The 16,390-nt window shown below is 63.7% G+C and carries 16 protein-coding genes; 7 read left to right on the forward strand and 9 right to left on the reverse strand.

What is annotated here, in order from left to right:
• Nucleotides 1-1,033, reverse strand: a 1,033-nt coding sequence (locus ABEL04_RS09680) for an amidohydrolase (RefSeq protein ID WP_375802188.1), incomplete at its 3' end; no start/stop codon positions are given.
• 261 nt (nt 1,034-1,294) lie between these two features.
• On the opposite strand from ABEL04_RS09680, the gene ABEL04_RS09685 reads away from it, so the two are divergent.
• The 4 genes from ABEL04_RS09685 (at nt 1,295) to ABEL04_RS09700 (ending at nt 4,870) form a co-directional block, all read left to right on the forward strand.
• A complete protein-coding gene (locus ABEL04_RS09685; protein ID WP_375802189.1) occupies nt 1,295-1,849 on the forward strand; it encodes a GNAT family N-acetyltransferase in 555 nt (184 codons plus the stop codon).
• 224 nt (nt 1,850-2,073) lie between these two features.
• Complete coding sequence (gene lipA, locus ABEL04_RS09690) at nt 2,074-3,072, forward strand: lipoyl synthase (protein WP_375802190.1); 999 nt, start codon at nt 2,074-2,076, stop codon at nt 3,070-3,072.
• Between the two features lie 30 nt (nt 3,073-3,102).
• Nucleotides 3,103-3,705: a Uma2 family endonuclease gene (locus ABEL04_RS09695; protein ID WP_375802191.1), complete on the forward strand. Its 603-nt coding sequence runs from the start codon at nt 3,103-3,105 to the stop codon at nt 3,703-3,705.
• A 133-nt stretch (nt 3,706-3,838) separates the two neighbouring features.
• A complete protein-coding gene (locus tag ABEL04_RS09700; protein WP_375802192.1) occupies nt 3,839-4,870 on the forward strand; it encodes a DUF4097 family beta strand repeat-containing protein in 1,032 nt (343 codons plus the stop codon).
• Nucleotides 4,871-4,908: 38 nt separating this feature from the next.
• On the opposite strand, the gene ABEL04_RS09705 is transcribed toward ABEL04_RS09700, so the two are convergent.
• Both ABEL04_RS09705 and ccmA read right to left on the reverse strand, forming a co-directional pair.
• Entirely contained in the window at nt 4,909-5,283 is a 375-nt protein-coding gene (locus tag ABEL04_RS09705; protein WP_375802193.1) for a hypothetical protein, read from the reverse strand.
• A gap of 66 nt (nt 5,284-5,349) precedes the next feature.
• Nucleotides 5,350-6,036, reverse strand: coding sequence for a heme ABC exporter ATP-binding protein CcmA (gene ccmA / locus ABEL04_RS09710; RefSeq protein ID WP_375802194.1), 687 nt, complete (start codon nt 6,034-6,036; stop codon nt 5,350-5,352).
• Between the two features lie 97 nt (nt 6,037-6,133).
• On the opposite strand from ccmA, the gene ABEL04_RS09715 reads away from it, so the two are divergent.
• Complete coding sequence (locus tag ABEL04_RS09715; protein ID WP_375802195.1) at nt 6,134-9,619, forward strand: DNA polymerase domain-containing protein; 3,486 nt, start codon at nt 6,134-6,136, stop codon at nt 9,617-9,619.
• A 7-nt stretch (nt 9,620-9,626) separates the two neighbouring features.
• Here ABEL04_RS09715 and ABEL04_RS09720 read toward each other — a convergent pair whose 3' ends face one another.
• Complete coding sequence (locus ABEL04_RS09720) at nt 9,627-9,815, reverse strand: hypothetical protein (RefSeq protein ID WP_375802196.1); 189 nt, start codon at nt 9,813-9,815, stop codon at nt 9,627-9,629.
• A 154-nt stretch (nt 9,816-9,969) separates the two neighbouring features.
• On the opposite strand from ABEL04_RS09720, the gene ABEL04_RS09725 reads away from it, so the two are divergent.
• Nucleotides 9,970-10,239, forward strand: coding sequence for a hypothetical protein (locus tag ABEL04_RS09725; RefSeq protein ID WP_375802197.1), 270 nt, complete (start codon nt 9,970-9,972; stop codon nt 10,237-10,239).
• A gap of 40 nt (nt 10,240-10,279) precedes the next feature.
• On the forward strand, nt 10,280-11,776 hold the full coding sequence (locus ABEL04_RS09730) for a sodium:solute symporter (protein WP_375802198.1): 1,497 nt from the start codon (nt 10,280-10,282) through the stop codon (nt 11,774-11,776).
• A 303-nt stretch (nt 11,777-12,079) separates the two neighbouring features.
• On the opposite strand, the gene ABEL04_RS09735 is transcribed toward ABEL04_RS09730, so the two are convergent.
• The 5 genes from ABEL04_RS09735 to ABEL04_RS09755 all read right to left on the reverse strand — a co-directional run bounded on the left by ABEL04_RS09735 (nt 12,080) and on the right by ABEL04_RS09755 (nt 15,902).
• Nucleotides 12,080-12,640: an inorganic diphosphatase gene (locus ABEL04_RS09735; protein ID WP_375802199.1), complete on the reverse strand. Its 561-nt coding sequence runs from the start codon at nt 12,638-12,640 to the stop codon at nt 12,080-12,082.
• A gap of 153 nt (nt 12,641-12,793) precedes the next feature.
• On the reverse strand, nt 12,794-13,474 hold the full coding sequence (locus ABEL04_RS09740) for a hypothetical protein (protein ID WP_375802200.1): 681 nt from the start codon (nt 13,472-13,474) through the stop codon (nt 12,794-12,796).
• 111 nt (nt 13,475-13,585) lie between these two features.
• Nucleotides 13,586-14,560 carry an L-histidine N(alpha)-methyltransferase gene (egtD, locus tag ABEL04_RS09745; protein WP_375802201.1) on the reverse strand — a complete coding sequence of 325 codons (975 nt, stop codon included), beginning with the start codon at nt 14,558-14,560 and terminating at the stop codon, nt 13,586-13,588.
• Nucleotides 14,561-14,747: 187 nt separating this feature from the next.
• A complete protein-coding gene (locus ABEL04_RS09750) occupies nt 14,748-15,608 on the reverse strand; it encodes an SDR family oxidoreductase (RefSeq protein WP_375802202.1) in 861 nt (286 codons plus the stop codon).
• 27 nt (nt 15,609-15,635) lie between these two features.
• Nucleotides 15,636-15,902, reverse strand: coding sequence for a hypothetical protein (locus ABEL04_RS09755; protein ID WP_375802203.1), 267 nt, complete (start codon nt 15,900-15,902; stop codon nt 15,636-15,638).
• Nucleotides 15,903-16,390 lie beyond the last annotated feature (488 nt).

Consider the following 16,390-nt stretch of genomic DNA (forward strand, 5'->3'; position numbering starts at 1 on the left):
TGGAGTTCGGGGCATCGTTGTAGGGCTTCAGCATCCAGGCAGTGCGGGAGCCGAGTGCCCCGTCCACGGTCACCTCGCCGATGGAGCGCACCGTCAAGTGATGATCGGCGGCGCCCACCGTGCGGAGGTCCGCCAGTTGATCCTGGGTCTCGGGCGACACCTCGCTCTGCGACACCATCGCATACATCCGGATGCCGAGGTTCCCGTTCTCCGCCATCTCACGGTACAGCTCGATGGTCCCGAACGAGGCACCCTGGTCGTGGAAGCTGGTGACGCCGTGGGCGAGGGCCTCCTCCGCGGCGAGACGGACCTTCTTGCGCTGACGCTCGTGGCGCTCCGCCGCGCTCAGGTCGCCGCGCGACGCCTCGAGGGCATCCTGCACCAGCCCCTCGGCCGTCTCCAGCAGGACGCCTGTGGCGCGGCCCTGCGCGTCGCGCACGATTGTGCCGCCGTCCGGGTCGGGCGTGTCCGGGCCGATGCCCGCGGCGTCGAGGGCCGCGTCGTTGGCGATGGCGGCGTGGCCGCTGGCGTGGGTGAGGTAGACGGGCGTGTTCGGGGCCACCTCGTTGAGACGGGCGTTCGTCGGGAAGCCTCGAACCATCTGCGCTGGCGTCGAGGTCCACTTCTCCTGGTGCCACCCGCGCCCTTCCACCCATCTCCCCGACGGAGTGGCCCCGGCGGCCGAGTCGACCCTCGCGACGATCTGACTCCACGAGTCCGTGCCCAGGAGGCCGAGCTGCATCTGCGCCTCGCCCATCCCCATGAAGTGGCCGTGCCCCTCGATAAAGCCCGGTACGGCGAGCCGCCCATTGAGATCGATGGAGCGCGTGCCCGCTCCGGTGTAGTCGTCGATCTCTGCCGCGCTGCCAATGGCCAGAATCGTGTCGCCCGCGATGGCGAGGGCCTCTGCGTCCCCGAGGTCCTCATCGAGTGTGGCTACCGTTCCGTTCGTCAGAACAAGGTCGGCGGTGGGGCCGGACGAGCAGCCGGCCAGGAGTATCGCAAAGACAAGAAGGAGATTGCGTAGGGACATGGGCGGTGGGAGCGTGGTAAAAATTCGGGGGATCGGTAGGGCCCCCCGTGAGCGACATACCTACAGTCTCACGGTTTGAGGACAGCCTGTCAACATGTGCAGAACATCCACACCGATGCAACCGCGCACCACCGAGCAGAACTTTAAACGAGGTGTCTGCTTTCTTTCCAGTCCAATCAAATCTGTGGTCCCTGGAAGCGCGTTGGGGGCAGCCTCGGAGAGTGCTTTTCAGCGATGGTCCGCGCTACAACATTCGGTGTCATGAGTCGCCTTCCCCTTCCCGACGGACTTGTCCTCTCCAGCGTCGAGCCGCGCGACAAAGACGCGCTCGTGGAGCATCTGCAGGCGCGAGAGATCTGGCGGAATACGTTTCACATTCCGCGCCCCTACACCCAGGCCGACGCCGAGGCGTGGATCGAGGAACGGATCCGTCACCGCAGCGAGCAGCCCGCGGAGACCACCTTCGCCATCCGCACTCCGGAGGGTCGGCTGATTGGCGTGGTGGGGGCCGACGAGTTCGTCGTGGGCACCTCCCACCGCGCCCGACTGGGCTACTGGCTTGCCAAGCCCTACTGGAACCGGGGCATCATGACGGAGGCGGTGCGCCGGTTCGTCGACTACGCCTTCGCAGAACTGGAGGTGGTGCGCCTCACGGCAGAGGTGTTCGCCCGGAACGAGGCCTCAGCGCGGGTGCTGCAGAAGGCCGGGTTCACGCAGGAAGGACGGCTCCGTCGCCACCGTGAGAAGGATGGCACCCTGATGGACGTGCTCTACTTCGGGCTGCTGCGGACAGACCTCGACGACGACCGCAACTGACCGTCGCTCCTGCCCCCGACCCGTCCGCCGGTCCGGCCTCTCGGCTCCCAAAATCCACGTCTCTGTTATCCGTTTGCCAGGGCCAATTGCGGGCCGCTCAGCAGTCCGGGCAAGAGGAACGGGCGGCGTGGCCCCTCGTACCTCTCCATCCGTGTTTCTATACCGGCACAACCGGGCTTTTCGCCCGGTTCGATGGCTGGCTGAATGACCCTTCCCTACTGCGTATGTCCACCACCACGACCCGCGACACGGACACCTCTGAGAACGAGCCCACCATGCCCGGCGAGACGGACATGGGCGCTGTGGAACCCGACCCCATCGGCCCCTCCGGCGATGGCGACCCTGGCTTTGTCGAACTTCCGGTCGTCGAGAACACGAACAAGAACAAACGGGGCCAACGACCCGACTGGCTCCGCGTCTCGCTTCCACAGGGGGAATCTTACAAGGAGGTCCGCGAGACGGTCGACGACCACGACCTGCACACGGTGTGCGAGAGCGCCAATTGCCCAAACATGGGCGAGTGCTGGAGCCGCGGCACCGCCACGTTCATGATTCTGGGCGACGTGTGTACCCGCTCCTGCGGCTTCTGCGCCGTGAAGACCGGACAACCCCAGGACGGCCTCGACTGGGACGAGCCCCGGCGCGTGGCGGAGGCCGTCGACAAGATGGACCTCGACCACGCCGTCATTACCAGCGTCAACCGCGACGAGCGCGAGGACGGCGGCGCGCCCATTTTTGCCGAGGTGATTCGGCGCATCCACGACCTCGGCGCCACCTGCGAGGTGCTCACCCCTGACTTCCGCGGCATCCGCGATGCCTGCGAGACGGTGTTCGACGCGGAGCCGGACATCTTCAACCACAACGTGGAGACGGTGCCCAGCCTCTACCGCCGCGTCCGCCCGCAGGCCGACTACGAGCGGTCCCTGAAGGTGCTGCAGTGGGCCAAGGACGAGGGCCTGCGCACGAAGAGCGGCATCATGGTGGGTCTCGGCGAGACGAAGGAGGAGGTGCTGGAGATTATGGACGACTTCGTCGAGATCGACCTCGACGTGATGACGATTGGCCAGTACATGCAGCCCACTGAGCACCACCTCCCTGTCGAGGAGTGGGTCGAGCCCGAGGTGTTCGACTGGTACAAGAAGGTCGGGGAAGAGAAGGGCATCGAGCACGTCGAGAGCAGTCCGCTCACGCGCTCGTCGTACCACGCGGAAGAGCACGTCTAGCCACTCCCTTTTGATGGGCCCCATTGCACGATGACCACGGCGACGGCTCCCCCAAAAACGCCCACCCAGCGTCGGTTCACGGTGGAGGAGTACTACCAAATGGCCGAAACAGGTGTCCTCCCCGAGGAGGAAAATGTCGAACTACTCGACGGTCAAATTTACCTCATGTCCCCGATTGGGAGTGAGCATGCTGCGTGCGTTCGGCGCCTGAACAGGTTCTTCCACTCCAAAATAGAATCGCAGGCCTTTGTGGGCGTGCAGAATCCGATTCGGCTCAGCGACATCTCGGAGCCGGAACCGGACCTCGCGCTCCTATCTCCCCGGGAGGACGAGTACGCGACGCACCATCCGGGCCCCGACGACGTCCTCCTGATTGTTGAGGTGGCCGATAGTTCTCTGGACTTCGACCAAGAAACGAAGCTTCCCCTTTACGCCCGCGCAGGCATCGCGGAGTACTGGGTCGTTGCTCTTGGGGAGAATCAAGTGCACGTCTACCACACCCCCGAGGGAACCCAGTACACGAAGCACACTACCTACGGCCCCGACGAGGAGGCCGCCGTGGCGGCCCTTCCCTCTCTCGATCCCGTGTCCGTTGACCAAATCCTGGGCGGACAATCGGAGACCTCCCGGTGATCACGGCCCAGCTCTGAGCAGTGACTACAGGGGTGCAACGGATTGGCGAGTGGACCTGTCTGGTGTGATGACGACCGAGAGGATTTTCGGTCTCCACTCCCGCGTTCCGTTGCGAAACCATTCTATCTCGCTTATGCCCCTGTCTCGCTCTCTACTCTGCTCCGTACTGGCATGCGTGCTCCTCCCCCTGGTGCTCTCCCCCGCGGCCCTCGCCCAAGCTCCCGCCCGCACTGTCAGCAACACGGTGCCTCTCGCCGCCGACGGGGAGGTGAAGGTGGGCAACCACGAGGGCAGCATCACGGTAAGCACCTGGGATCGGGATCAGGTGCAGTACGAGGCCGAAATCATGCCGACCGACGAAGACCCGAACGCCGAGAAAGTCACCATCCAGTCGCGGGTGACCAATGACCGGCTCCGTCTCGCCACCAAGCACGAGGAGGGCGACGACGAATCGGTCGTCTTTGGCTTCGACGAGGATGGCTTCCGGTGGGGCGGCATCAACATCCCCGCGGTCCACTACACGATCAAGATGCCCCGCACCGCGTCCCTCGTCCTCGACGACCACGAGTCGACGATCGACGTGACGGGGCTCGCGGGCGATCTCCGCATCGACACGCACGAGGGTCGCATTTCCGTGGCCGAGCAGCGGGGCTCGGTGACCATCGACAGCCACGAGAGCCCCATCTCGATTGCCGACCAGACGGGGGACGTGCGGATCGACACCCACGAGGGCCGGATGGAACTCCGCCGCGTGACGGGTCGCCTCTCCGTAGAGACCCATGATGGCGACCTTACCGCCAGGAAGGTGGACGGAGGCCTCCGGTTTGAGTCCCACGACGGCGCCGCGCGCGTCTCGTTCACGTCGCTGTCCCATTCGGTCTCTGCCAACACCCACGACGGGGACGTCACGATGACCCTTCCCCCCAACGCTGGATTCGATCTCGACACGGACTTCGACGACGATGTCGACCTGCGGTCTGGCTTCGATCTGCGCCCGATCCGGATCGCTGACGACGAGGACGACGATGAGGTCAACTATCGCGGAGACGTGAATGGCGGCGGCCCCGAGATCCACCTTGAGTCTCAGGATGGGGATTTCGTGATCCGCACCGCCGGGCCGTCCCCGTCAGATTCTGGCCCGTCTTCGGCGCAACAGGGACGCTGAACGTCCTGTGGAGGAGCCCACTGCCCGGCGCGTCTTCTCTACAGGCCATCCAGGTCTCGCTCGTCGACGTGCGTCGCCTCCCCATCGATCATTCGGAGGAGAATCCACGGCTCCTCGGGCCGGTCCAGGTAGCAAAGAACCTCGGCGCCAAGGGCGGCGTGGGCGGCACGTGCGCAATCGCGGACCGAGTCCCACGGCACGTCCGGGGTGTTAAACCAAAGGCTCGTGTATGGCCCGTCTCTCACGTGCTCGGTGATCTGCACGGGGATGGTCGCGCCGTCGTGCTGCCCTTCGTATGTCACGATGGGCTGCTCGCGGACCTGCTCAAGGCCCTCGAGCACCTCGTCCAGCCAGGCGACGGCCTCCTCCTCAGACAGGTCTCGAACGTAGATCTCGGTCGTATCGTGGGCCATGCTTGACGACGGTCGGGATGGCGAGCAGTGACGCACGTTCGGAGGCCCCCGCCCCGCAGATCCGTGCTAGCGGTGGTCTTCGATACGAAGCTGCCGGTCGTGACGGTCCGCCTCGTCGGCCCGGTTGGTCGCTACCACGAGCAGCTGGTTCCGCGCCTGCTGCTCGGCGACGATCGATGCGACCATGTCGCGCCCCGCCGCGTCGAGGTTGGCGGCGGGCTCGTCGAGCAGCAGAAGGGGCGGATCGGCAAGCAGGGCCGTGGCGTACTTCACTCGTTGCCGCATGCCGGACGAGTAGGCGGCGACGCGGTCGTCGGCACGCGTGGCGAGGCCGACTCGTTCGAGCACCGCCTCAATTCGTTGGTCGGCACTGGCGAGGCCACGGGCCTGGGCCAGAAAGCGAAGGTTCTCGCGGGCCGTGAGTTCGCCGTACACCCCAACGGCAGGAGCGACCAGACCCGTGTGGAGCGGGTATTCCTCGTCCGGAACCGTTGTACCATCGACCGTGAGCGTGACCGTTCCGGCCCGTGGGGTAAGAATCCCCGCCAGAATCCGAAGGAGAGTGGACTTGCCCGCCCCATTGGCCCCCGTCACCGCTAGCGTGTCGCCGCCGTTCATGGACATGGACAGCTGTCGAAACAAGAGCAATCGTCCAAAGTGGTGCCCAACCCGATCAACTGTGAGTGTCGGCATGCAGTTGGAAGAGCGAACATCTCGGAGTGCGTACCGCCCGCCGTAGAGAACGTACGGCATGGACCGCACAACCCAAAGGAGAGCCGCGGCGGCACATCCCACCCGCCGACGCGTTGACCCGGATCGAACGTTCCGCAACAGATTTCTTTCCCATCCAATGGTGCCTCCTTCCTCGCCAGCTGTGGACACCACTCCCTCATCGACGACGGCACGCTCGTCGGTGGACATGGCCCTCTTCGGCGAGGATTCCATGCCGCGCCTCGTGGACGTCCACCCCCTTATGGACCGCGACGCCGGCGAGCCAGCCCGGGTGCGCCTCTATCAGCGCACCGACGACTTCCGCTCAATTAACGAGCACGAAGAGACCTTCTACCCCTTCTTCTTCATTTCCGACGCCCACCTGCTGGAAGGCCTCCGGGATTCCTTCTGGTGCAGGCGACTGAGCGGAAACAATTTTTACGACCACCTCGCGGCGTTCCGCACCTGGGATGCCTACTGGGACGCGATCCGCCAGGTCGAACGCCGGACCGACAGCGACCAGCAGCAGCCTGAGGAGATATACCGGGTCGGCTCCCCGGCCCAGCAGTACCTGATGCAGACCGGGCGCACCTGCATGCTCGGCATGGGGCTCGACGACCTGCACCGCCTCCAACTCGACATCGAGGTGTACACGGAGAGCGGCTTTCCCAATGCCGACCGTCCCGAGGACAAGGTCATCATCGTGGCCCTCTCCGACAACCGGGACTGGACCGAAGTTCTCCACCTCCGCAACGGCATCGGCGAGAAGCAGCTTCTAGAGGAGCTCGTGTACGTCATTCAGGAGCGCGACCCGGACGTGATCGAGGGGCACAACGTTTTCGAATTCGACCTCTCCTATCTCCTCGACCGCTGCGCCCTGCACGGCGTCGACTTTGCCATCGGCCGGGACGGATCGGTGCCCCGGCAATACGACTCCAGCATGCGCTTCGCCGAGCGGACGGTGGACTACCCTGCCGTCGACATTGCCGGGCGGCACGTCATCGACACTTACTTCCAGGTGATGTCGTTTGACGTCTTCTCGCGCGACCTGCCGGACTACAGCCTCAAGACGGCGGCCCGCTACTTCGACCTCGCGCCCAAGGAGCGCACCTACATTGAAGGGACCGAGATCTCGAAGGCGTGGCGTACCAACCGGGAGGCGCTACTGGACTACGCGCTCGACGACGTGATCGAGACCAAGCGTCTCGCGGGCCATCTGTCGGGGTCCACCTTCTACCTGACCCAGATGCTCCCGATGACGTACGGGTCGTCGGCACGGCGCGGCCCAGCGTCCAAAATCGAGAGCCTGTTCGTCCGCGAGTACCTGCGGCAGCGCTGCGCCCTGCCCCGCAGCGAATGGGGCAGTCAGTCGACGGGCGGCTACACCGACATCTTTCGTACCGGCGTGATGGGCCCTGTCGTGTACGCCGACGTGGAGAGCCTGTACCCCTCCATCATGCTGAACTACGGCGTGCAGCCGTCCGGCGACGAGCTGGACCTCTTCCCACAGCTCCTGGAGCGGCTCACGGACCTGCGCCTGGAGACCAAGCAGGACATGAACGACGCCGAGGATGAAGAAGTGCGCAGCGAGCTCGACGCGCGACAGTCTTCCTACAAGGTACTCATTAACTGCTTCGACCCGGACACAGAGGTAATGACGGTCGACGGCATCAAGTCGGTCGACGAGGTGGAGATTGGAGACCGCGTCTACTCGCTCAACCCGGACACGCAAGAGGTGGAGATCAAACCCGTCACGGCCACGCAGGCCCAGCACTACGAGGGGCCGATGGTCGAGATCAAAAACCGGCATACCGATTTCCTCATCACGCCGAACCACCGGTTCTTGACGCAGAGATTCACGTCCGGAGAATATACCGATCTGGAGTGGGAAACGGCGTCGGACATGCTGAATGATCGAATTCGCCGCCGTCTCCCTTCTCTTCAGCCGTTCCCCGCCGCAGACACTGTGCCTTCCTCGGTTTCTCTGTCTGCAGCGTGTGACCGGCTCAGTATTGAGCACAAAACGGGTCCGCGCGGAATCAAGGAGCTCCGCCGGCAGGCACGCTGGCAACCGGAAGAATACGAATTGGACGAGTGGCTCCGCATGCTTGCGTGGTTCACGACGGAAGGCACCCTTTACAAAAGCAAGGCCCGGCAATACGCGAACGGGAACGTGCGCGGCGTCTCGTACCGGACTACGCTCTGTCAGAAAAATGAAGACGGACGTGGACAAATCGCTGACCTGCTCGATCGTACAGGAATCACGTACAGCACCGACCAGAATGGCCATTCGTTCTGCTCGAAAGTGCTGTATCAGATTTTGGAGGCCGAGTGCGGATCAGACAGTTTTAGCAAGCAACTTCCTCCTTGGATCTTTGGTCTCGGGGCCGATCAACTACAGCTTGTTTTCGAAACCCTGATGCAGGGCGACGGCAATGCGAAAAAAGATCGTTTTACAACCTCCAGCGACCAGTTGGCCGAAGATTTTCTCCGCCTCGCGATGCACGTGGGGCGTCGTGCCTTCCATATGCCAAACGACGGCTCCCATCGGATTCAGGTGAACAAGGTCCGAGGCCAGCGTCCGACGATCAAGCCAAAGCACCGGCAACAGGTCGACTACTCCGGAATGATCTATTGCCTGACCGTCGCCGACAATCACACGGTGCTCGCCGGTCGAAACCGCAAGTTCAACTGGACCGGCCAGAGCTTTTACGGCGTCCTCGGCTTTTCCCTCTCCGCCTTCAACGATTTTGAGGAGGCCGACCGGGTGGCCCGCACCGGGCAGCAGATCCTGCGCCAGCTGATCGACGAGATCCGCGAGCGAGGCGGCACGGTGATCGAGGTGGACACGGACGGGGTCTTCTTCGTCCCTCCGGAGGACGCACGGGGCGAGCAGGCCGAAGTTGACTTTACCGTTGGCCTCACCGACGCCATGCCCGAAGGCATTCGGGTAGGGTTCGACGGGCGGTACGAGAAGATGCTCTCGTACAAGAAGAAAAACTACGCCCTCCTCACCTACGACGGCGACCTCAAGTTTAAGGGCTCCTCCCTCATCTCCCGCTCCAACGAGGCGTTCGGGCGCCGCTTCGTGCGGCAGGCCATCCGGTGCCTCCTTGACCGCGACGTGGAGGCCCTTCACGAGCTGTATGTCAAGACCCGCGATCAAATTATCGATCACGACTGGGAGGGTGCCGACAGCTTCGCCCGCACCGAAAGCCTTAAGGACACGATCGAGCAGTACGAGCGGGATGTGGAGGAGGGCCAGCACCCGCGCGCCGCGGCCTACGAGCTGGCGAAGAAAAAGGCCGAGAGGACGGGACAGTCGGTGCGGAAGGGCGACCGCATCTCGTACTACATCACGGGCGACAGCGCCGACGTGACGGCGTTCAGGCACTGCAAGCTGGCCGACGAGTGGGACCCGGACGACCCGGACGAAAACACGGCCTACTACTTGAAGCGGCTCGACGAGTTTGCCGGGAAGTTCGAGCCGTTTTTCGACGAGCACGACTTCCGCCTCGTCTTCTCCCCCGAAGACCTCTTCGGGTTTTCAGCCGAGGGTATTGACATCCAGACGACTGAGCACGAGTCTGACTACGGAGCGAGTCAGGAAGAGGTCCCTTTCTAAGATCGGCTCACACCGCCTCGACGGCCTGCTCTTCCCCCTGCTCAATCACCGCCCCCCACGCGTCATGAAACGCACGATTCTCGCTGGTACGTTTTTCACCCTCGCAGGCGCCGCTGCGCTCCTTCTCGCCGCGTCCATCATTTACTCCTGCCGGAGCGGCGGTGACCCGCATCACGAGCGGTCGTCCCCGTCCCATGACGCCCAAGCCGAAGAGACGCACTCCAGCGTAGTCCCGCGGACGGAAACGGAGGGACCACGGCTCGTCCGTATCGAGTTCCCCGCACGCAAGCCGTCTGGACTCCCCCCTCTGGGATAGGCACACCGCCCTTCAACTCTCACTCCATCGGCCCGTGTCTGATTCTCCTGACGACTGTCCCCGGGGTCTCGTGCTCCCAGGCCTCCGGGACGATGCCCGACGCACTCCCCTCCTCGCCTTTCTGGTCGTAACTCTGGTCGCGGGGCTCGCGCTCGTTTGGCCCGTGTACCCGCTCGTCGGGGGCACTCGGCCCTATGTCCTGGGCCTTCCCCTGTCGTTTGCCTGGGTCGTGGGCTGGCTCATCGTCATGTTCGTCGCTCTGGTCTTGCTCTACCGCTGGGATGCGTCCGACGACTCGGCGTAGGTCATTCCTCTGACAGTCCTCGATCCAACGCGCTCTTGCGATGCCTGAGTGGGCCGTCATCCTTCTGATCTGTGGTCTCTACCTCGTCCTCGTACTGGGGCTCGGCGTGTGGTCGGGCCGCACCGTGTCGGCGAGCGTCGATGGGTACGTGGCGGGGGATCGGACACTCGGGGTGATCGTGCTCTACTTCGTACTCGGGGCGTCGGTCTTTTCGTCGTTCGCCTTTCTCGGCGCCCCAGGCTGGGCCTACTCGCGGGGCGCGGCGGCCTTCTACATCATCGCCTACGGCACCGTGGGCATGGTGCCGTTTTACTTCCTGGGGCCTCGGACCCGGCAGGTGGGCGAAGAACTCGGCTTTGTCACCCAGGCGGAGATGCTGGCCCACCGGTACGACAGCCGCACGCTCTCGGTGGCGTTGGCGGTGCTTAGCGTCGTCGCGTTCGTGCCCTACCTCACGCTGCAAATGAAGGGGGCAGGGCTCCTTCTTGAGACCATCTCGGAGGGGGTCGTGCCGCAGTGGCTGGGAGCGCTGGTGGCCTACGGCGTGGTTCTCGTCTACGTCTTCGCCAGCGGCATGATGGCGATCGGCTGGACGAACACGGTGCAGGGCCTCTTCATGATGATCGTGGCGTGGTTTCTGGGGCTCTACCTGCCGGAGGCGCTGCACGGGGGCATTCAGCCGATGTTTGAGGCCATCGCGGCGAACGGAAAGCAGGCAATGCTCGAAGCACCCGGCCTGGCCAACGACGGCTCTCCGTGGAACTGGGCCGGGTACAGCTCAGCGGTCATCGTCTCGGCCGTCGGCTTTTCGATGTGGCCGCACCTTTTCATGCGCGCCTTCACGGCCCGCAGCGACCGGACGCTCAAGCTCACGGTGGTGCTCTACCCGACCTTCCAGCTCTTCCTGGTGCCCATCCTGCTGATCGGCTTCGCGGGCGTGCTCGCTTTTCCGGAGGTCTCCGATCCGGACACCATTGTGCCTCACCTGCTCACACAGATCGAGCTCTCGCCCGTTCTGGTGGGGCTGGTGTGCGCGGGGGCGCTGGCCGCGTCGATGTCGTCGGGCGACGCGATCCTTCACTCCGCCGCCTCCATTGGTCTCCGGGACGGAATCAAGCCGCTTCTTACCGGTACGATGAGCGACTCCCGGCAGCGGCAGTGGATTCGGGGGCTCGTGGTCGCCATCAGCGCCACGGCGTACTACTTCGCGGTCTTCTCGGAGGTGGGCATCGTGGCGCTCCTGCTCGGCGCCTACGGCGGGGTGGCGCAGATCTTCCCGCTCGTCTTCGCCGCGTTCTACTGGCCGCGGGCCACCGGAGCGGGCGCGCTGTCGGGCCTCCTCACCGGCATCGGGGTGAACACGCTGTTTCTGGTCGAGCCGCACCTCCGCCCCATTCTGTTGCACGAGGGCGTCTACGGGCTCGTCGCCAACGTGGCGGTGTTCGTCACAGTAAGCCTCTGCACCACCCCCCATGACCGCGACCGGCTCGCGGCATACACAGATCTGGACCGCACACACTCCGGCGCGGAGGCCTAATCGCTCGTTCAGAGCGTGGATGTTGCCCGTGTACCGGACATCAGGTACAGCACGCTCAGCATCTCGTCGCTCTCTACCTGTCACTCTCTGCCGCCACGCGCAACGCGCTCCGCGGTTTTCCCCCTCCGCTTCTTGCTTCGTCCCCTGCGGCCGTTCTAGCCCCGGTGCAAGACTTGAACCCACTTGCCAATTGCCTGCGAGCGGGACGCGGGGCCTCGCCGTTCCCCATTCGATTCCGGGTCCCGAGAACAATATTCATCAGGGCAACTCACAGACCGTGACCGTCCGCCCGCCTGTGGCACCTCACTTCTCATGCATCACGCCATCCCGCATCGGGGCAATCTCGTCCCCGTACCGCTCGATGGCTCCCTTAACGATGCTTTTCGCCCGGTCGGGCCCAAAGAAGTCCTGCACCCGAACGGTCTTGTTCTCCAGTGCCTTGTAATCCTGGAAGAACCGGCGGAGCTCACGGAGACGATGGTCCGGGAGCTCCTTGATGTGCCAGTAGTCATTGAACGCCGGGTCGTCCATGTGGATGCAAATGATCTTTGCGTCCTCCTCGTCATCGTCGAGCATGCTCATCATCCCGATGGGCCGGGCGCGGAGGATGCTCAGCGGGTCTACGGCCTCCTGGGCCAACACGAGCATGTCGAGCGGGTCCCCATCGTCCGCGTAGGAGCGCGGAATGAAGCCGTAGTTGGCCGGATAAACGACCGAGGAGTAGAGCATTCGATCTACCCGCAGCAGTCCGCTATCCTTGTCGAGCTCGTACTTCACCTTGCAGCCCTGCGGGATCTCGATGATGGAGTTGAAAACATCGGGGACGTCAGGGCCCACGTCGATATCGTGCCACGGATGACTCATGACCGTCTTGCAGGTAGTTGGGATGAGATGCAGGGATGAGTTGGGCACCCAGCTCCTCACTTGGACAGAAGGTGCTGATTACATTTTCCGAAAAGATACTCCTCTCGTCCCGTTCCCAAAGGCCCCCAGTCCGTCCCGTCTCTTCGCGATTTGTCACAATTCAGACCGCTCAGCCGAGGAGGGCCCGGTCTGTGGAGACTCTTTCAGGTGCTGCGAGGGGTCGAAGGAGCGCTCAGCCCCCAGCCAGGCCGCGAGGGCTGCACTCGTGACGTGAAGGGCCTCCGGGTCGAACGAGGGACCGTCCGTGGACGTCTCGAGGGCCTCAATGTCCCCGTCGGCCTCGTCGAGCTGCTCTGCGAGCATCTGAACGTCGCGTGCCAGCCGAGACCCCACTTCCGTCGAGTAGCCTTCGAGCACCATTTTCCCATCGCGATAGAGATCGGCGAGCGTTCGGATGACGTCGATGCCCCCCATGTGAACCCCCATCTCGTCCGTTCCGCCGCTCGCCGTTCCCGTTCCCTGGGTGAACGTGGCCGCAACCGGATCCAATCCCCGATCCCTGAGCGCCTCGACAAGGGCCTCGCCGAATTCGTTTCCTCGATTGGCGATGATGCTCGTCCGCCCGATGTATGGACGGTCCGCAACGAACCCTTGAAGGCGATCGGCCAGGTCGTCGGCGGACGAGACATCCGTGTGGCGCTGGATGTGATCGAGGCGGTAGGTTGCGACGTCGTCGGAAGATTCCTTCTCCTTCTCGAGGAGCGTGTGGGCCACAGCGTGGGAGGAGTCGTCGTTCGGTCCGGCGTCGATTCCCAGAAAGAATGCGTGAGCCATGCTGACGGGCGATTTGATGATTGGAGCACGAGGTGAGTGGGGAAGATACGGATGTGACTTCCCCTCTACTCGTTCCGTGCCCTCCCGACTGCGCCCCCTTGGGGTCTCCGGCTAAGCGCCGACAGTGCAGTACTGGACGCTGAAGTACGATCGATCATCCGTCCACACCCGGCTGACCTCAAAGCCTGCCTTGTTCGCAAGGGCAGCGAATCCGTCAAGCGTGTACTTGTGGGAATCCTCGGTGTGAATCGTCTCTCCTTCCTCGAACTCAACAGTCTCTCCCGCAACGGACACCGTCTGGGCCGTCGTGCTCCGGAGGTGACTCTCGATGCATCCCCGGTCGGCGTTCCACACCACCTGGTGCTCGAAGGCCTCGAGATCAAACGTGGCGTCCAGCTCCCGATTCATGCGGCGAAGCAAATTCTTGGTGAACGCCGCCGTGACTCCCTCCGAGTCGTCGTAGGCCGCCTTAAGGACATCCACGTCTTTCTTCAGGTCAACCCCAATGAGCAGACCGCCGTCCTCTCCCACCGTGCGGGCAACGCGCTCCAGGAAGGCTCGCGCGTCGTCCCGCCGGAAATTGCCAATGGTCGATCCGGGGTAGTACGCCACGGTGCATGCGGCCGGCAAGGGGGGATCCGGAAGCTCGAAGGAGGTCGTGTAGTCGGCACACACCGGCTGGACGGGAATGGCGGGATAGTCCTCGGCGAGCGCATCGGCGGCCGCGGCGAGATGATCTTTCGAGATGTCCACCGGGACGTACGAGGCGAGGTCCTCCAGGTGGTCAAGAAGGATGCGCGTCTTCAGGCTGCTCCCGCTTCCATACTCGACGAGGCGCGTCCGGGGACCGATGGTCTCGGCCATGGCGTCGATGTTGCGCCGCATAATGCCCATTTCTGTGCGCGTGGGGTAGTACTCGTCGAGCTCACAGATCCTGTCGAAAAGTTCGGAGCCCCGTTCGTCGTACAAAAATTTTGAGGGAATCCGCTTCTGTGTTTTCTGGAGTCCAGTCAGGACCGCCGTCCGGAATGACTCGGTGGTGGGCGCTTCGTCGAGCACGGGACGGGCGTCGGTGGAAGTTGGCATACCCCTGAGTGATCGGTGAGAAGGTTGCTGAAGAACTGTCAGTCTTCGGACGATTTCCTTGCGTTGTCGGGCAATTGCCCGCAAGGACTTTCTCGAAGACTGCCCCCAACAACAGAACCGCTTCTCCGGAAGTCAAGCCCTCTTCAGCGACGCTCAAGGCGTACTAGAAATGTTACAGGATTCCTCTCTAGGTCCCCGGCGCTTCCAGGTCGGCGAGCGGATCTGGATGGCGAAACTGGTACCCGCACTGGTCTTTCACTTTCTGATTGTCCACAATCTTGCCCATGGTCGCATCTGTGTCGTCAAAGGAGGGAGGCTCCAGCCCCAGAACTTTTGCCGAGCGGGTATACACCTCCCTGCGAGTCGGGTGGGCGTCGGCGCAAGCGTTGTAGACATCGTCTCGGCAGTCCTGCTCGATGAGCGTTCGGAGGAGAGACACGCAGTCGTCCTGATGGATGAGATTGACCGGGGCCTCAGGGCGCCCCACGTCGGATCGGCCGGCCAAGAAGCGGCCCGGGTGTCGGTCGTCGCCGTACAGCCCCCCAAACCGCACGATCGTCGTGTCGAAGGCCGGATCGTCCATCAGGCGGGCCTCGGCCTCCAGAAGCACCCGCCCTGTCGACCGGCGGGGGCCAGACAGGGCGTCCGGCTCGCCCGGGGGGACGTCGGCCTCCGCGACGCGCTGTTCAACGTTCGGGTACACCGACGTCGAGCTCGCGAAGAGCACCCACCGCACTGCGCCTTCGGCGGCGGCCGAGCGCACGGCGTCGATCTGGCGAAGGTGCCAGGAGCGGATGTCGTCGCGGCCTCGAGGCGGGGGCACGTTCAGCATGAGGACGGGAGACGCAAAAAACGAAGTGACGTCGTCTCCGGACAGGCCGGGGTCGAGGGTCAGGAGATACGGTTCGATGCCGTCCCGTTGGAGCGCCTCTACCTTCTCGGGGGTCGTCGTGGATCCCCGCACGCGAACGTCATGCTCGACGAGGTGCTGGCCCAGCGCACGGCCGAGCCACCCGCACCCGAGAATGCTCACGTCGGTGTTGGTCATTTTGGGGGAGGGGTCAACAGTGTAACGTTAATCGAACGGGCTGACGCCGTGCTTCTGACACTGCCGTTGCGCGTGGCGCACCTGACGCATCAGCTTTTCGGGGCTGAACTTGGTGTTGTCCCGGTCGTGGATGACCGGAAGTTCCCAGACGATCAGAGCCGTCACGATCTGGCGGATAATCCCCCACGGGTCCCGGCTGACGAAGTGGTCCAACTGCAACCGACCAGAGAGCCGGCGAAACACAATCTCACTCGACCAGCGGTGGTGGCGCCGACAGATCTGCGCGGCATCCATCCCGAGCAAGTCCGCCCGGATCTCAGGGGGTCTAGTCTGTGGAGGCCTTTGCCCTCAGAATCCTCTCGCAACATCTTACGTCCGGTGAGACGAATGTACCGATCCTCCAGCACCACGTAGCCGCAGTCGGTGCATCCGCCAGCATCGGTATGGTCATCGGGAACAGGTCGCGTGCAGATCACCCCCGGCTTGATGTTGTCGTGCAGCTTCGTCACGAGGTGGTTTCCAGTGTCGGTGATCTGGTGGCGGAGGTCGATGTCGAAGTACCCGACGTCGAACACGCAGACGCGGGTTTCGTCCTCCTCCAAATTCAAAGGATCGCTGAACTGAGTGTTGCCGTTGCTACCCGGTCGGGTCGGGATTGCCTCCTGAGATCGTCCGTCCAGGCCGCTGAGTTTCAGGTGCATCTCCGTGCGGCTCGCGTTGGGCCCGGTCTCGGCCCACTCGTGAAGCGTTGGGGGAAGTCCCACCGACGTGGCATCGAACAA

The sequence above is a fragment of the Salinibacter sp. genome (assembly GCF_042218895.1).
Lineage (GTDB): Bacteria > Bacteroidota > Rhodothermia > Rhodothermales > Salinibacteraceae > Salinibacter.

Bases quoted from the DNA above. Each gene is read 5' to 3' on its own strand.
- ABEL04_RS09700 (WP_375802192.1), top strand. From the start codon at position 3,839: ATGCCCCTGTCTCGCTCTCTACTCTGCTCCGTACTGGCATGCGTGCTC.
- ABEL04_RS09750 (WP_375802202.1), bottom strand. From the start codon at position 15,608: ATGACCAACACCGACGTGAGCATTCTCGGGTGCGGGTGGCTCGGCCGT.
- ABEL04_RS09715 (WP_375802195.1), top strand. From the start codon at position 6,134: ATGGTGCCTCCTTCCTCGCCAGCTGTGGACACCACTCCCTCATCGACG.
- ABEL04_RS09695 (WP_375802191.1), top strand. From the start codon at position 3,103: ATGACCACGGCGACGGCTCCCCCAAAAACGCCCACCCAGCGTCGGTTC.
- ABEL04_RS09730 (WP_375802198.1), top strand. From the start codon at position 10,280: ATGCCTGAGTGGGCCGTCATCCTTCTGATCTGTGGTCTCTACCTCGTC.
- ABEL04_RS09685 (WP_375802189.1), top strand. From the start codon at position 1,295: ATGAGTCGCCTTCCCCTTCCCGACGGACTTGTCCTCTCCAGCGTCGAG.
- lipA (WP_375802190.1), top strand. From the start codon at position 2,074: ATGTCCACCACCACGACCCGCGACACGGACACCTCTGAGAACGAGCCC.
- ABEL04_RS09755 (WP_375802203.1), bottom strand. From the start codon at position 15,902: ATGGATGCCGCGCAGATCTGTCGGCGCCACCACCGCTGGTCGAGTGAG.
- egtD (WP_375802201.1), bottom strand. From the start codon at position 14,560: ATGCCAACTTCCACCGACGCCCGTCCCGTGCTCGACGAAGCGCCCACC.
- ABEL04_RS09740 (WP_375802200.1), bottom strand. From the start codon at position 13,474: ATGGCTCACGCATTCTTTCTGGGAATCGACGCCGGACCGAACGACGAC.
- ABEL04_RS09720 (WP_375802196.1), bottom strand. From the start codon at position 9,815: ATGGGACGGGGACGACCGCTCGTGATGCGGGTCACCGCCGCTCCGGCA.
- ABEL04_RS09735 (WP_375802199.1), bottom strand. From the start codon at position 12,640: ATGAGTCATCCGTGGCACGATATCGACGTGGGCCCTGACGTCCCCGAT.
- ABEL04_RS09705 (WP_375802193.1), bottom strand. From the start codon at position 5,283: ATGGCCCACGATACGACCGAGATCTACGTTCGAGACCTGTCTGAGGAG.
- ccmA (WP_375802194.1), bottom strand. From the start codon at position 6,036: ATGCCGTACGTTCTCTACGGCGGGCGGTACGCACTCCGAGATGTTCGC.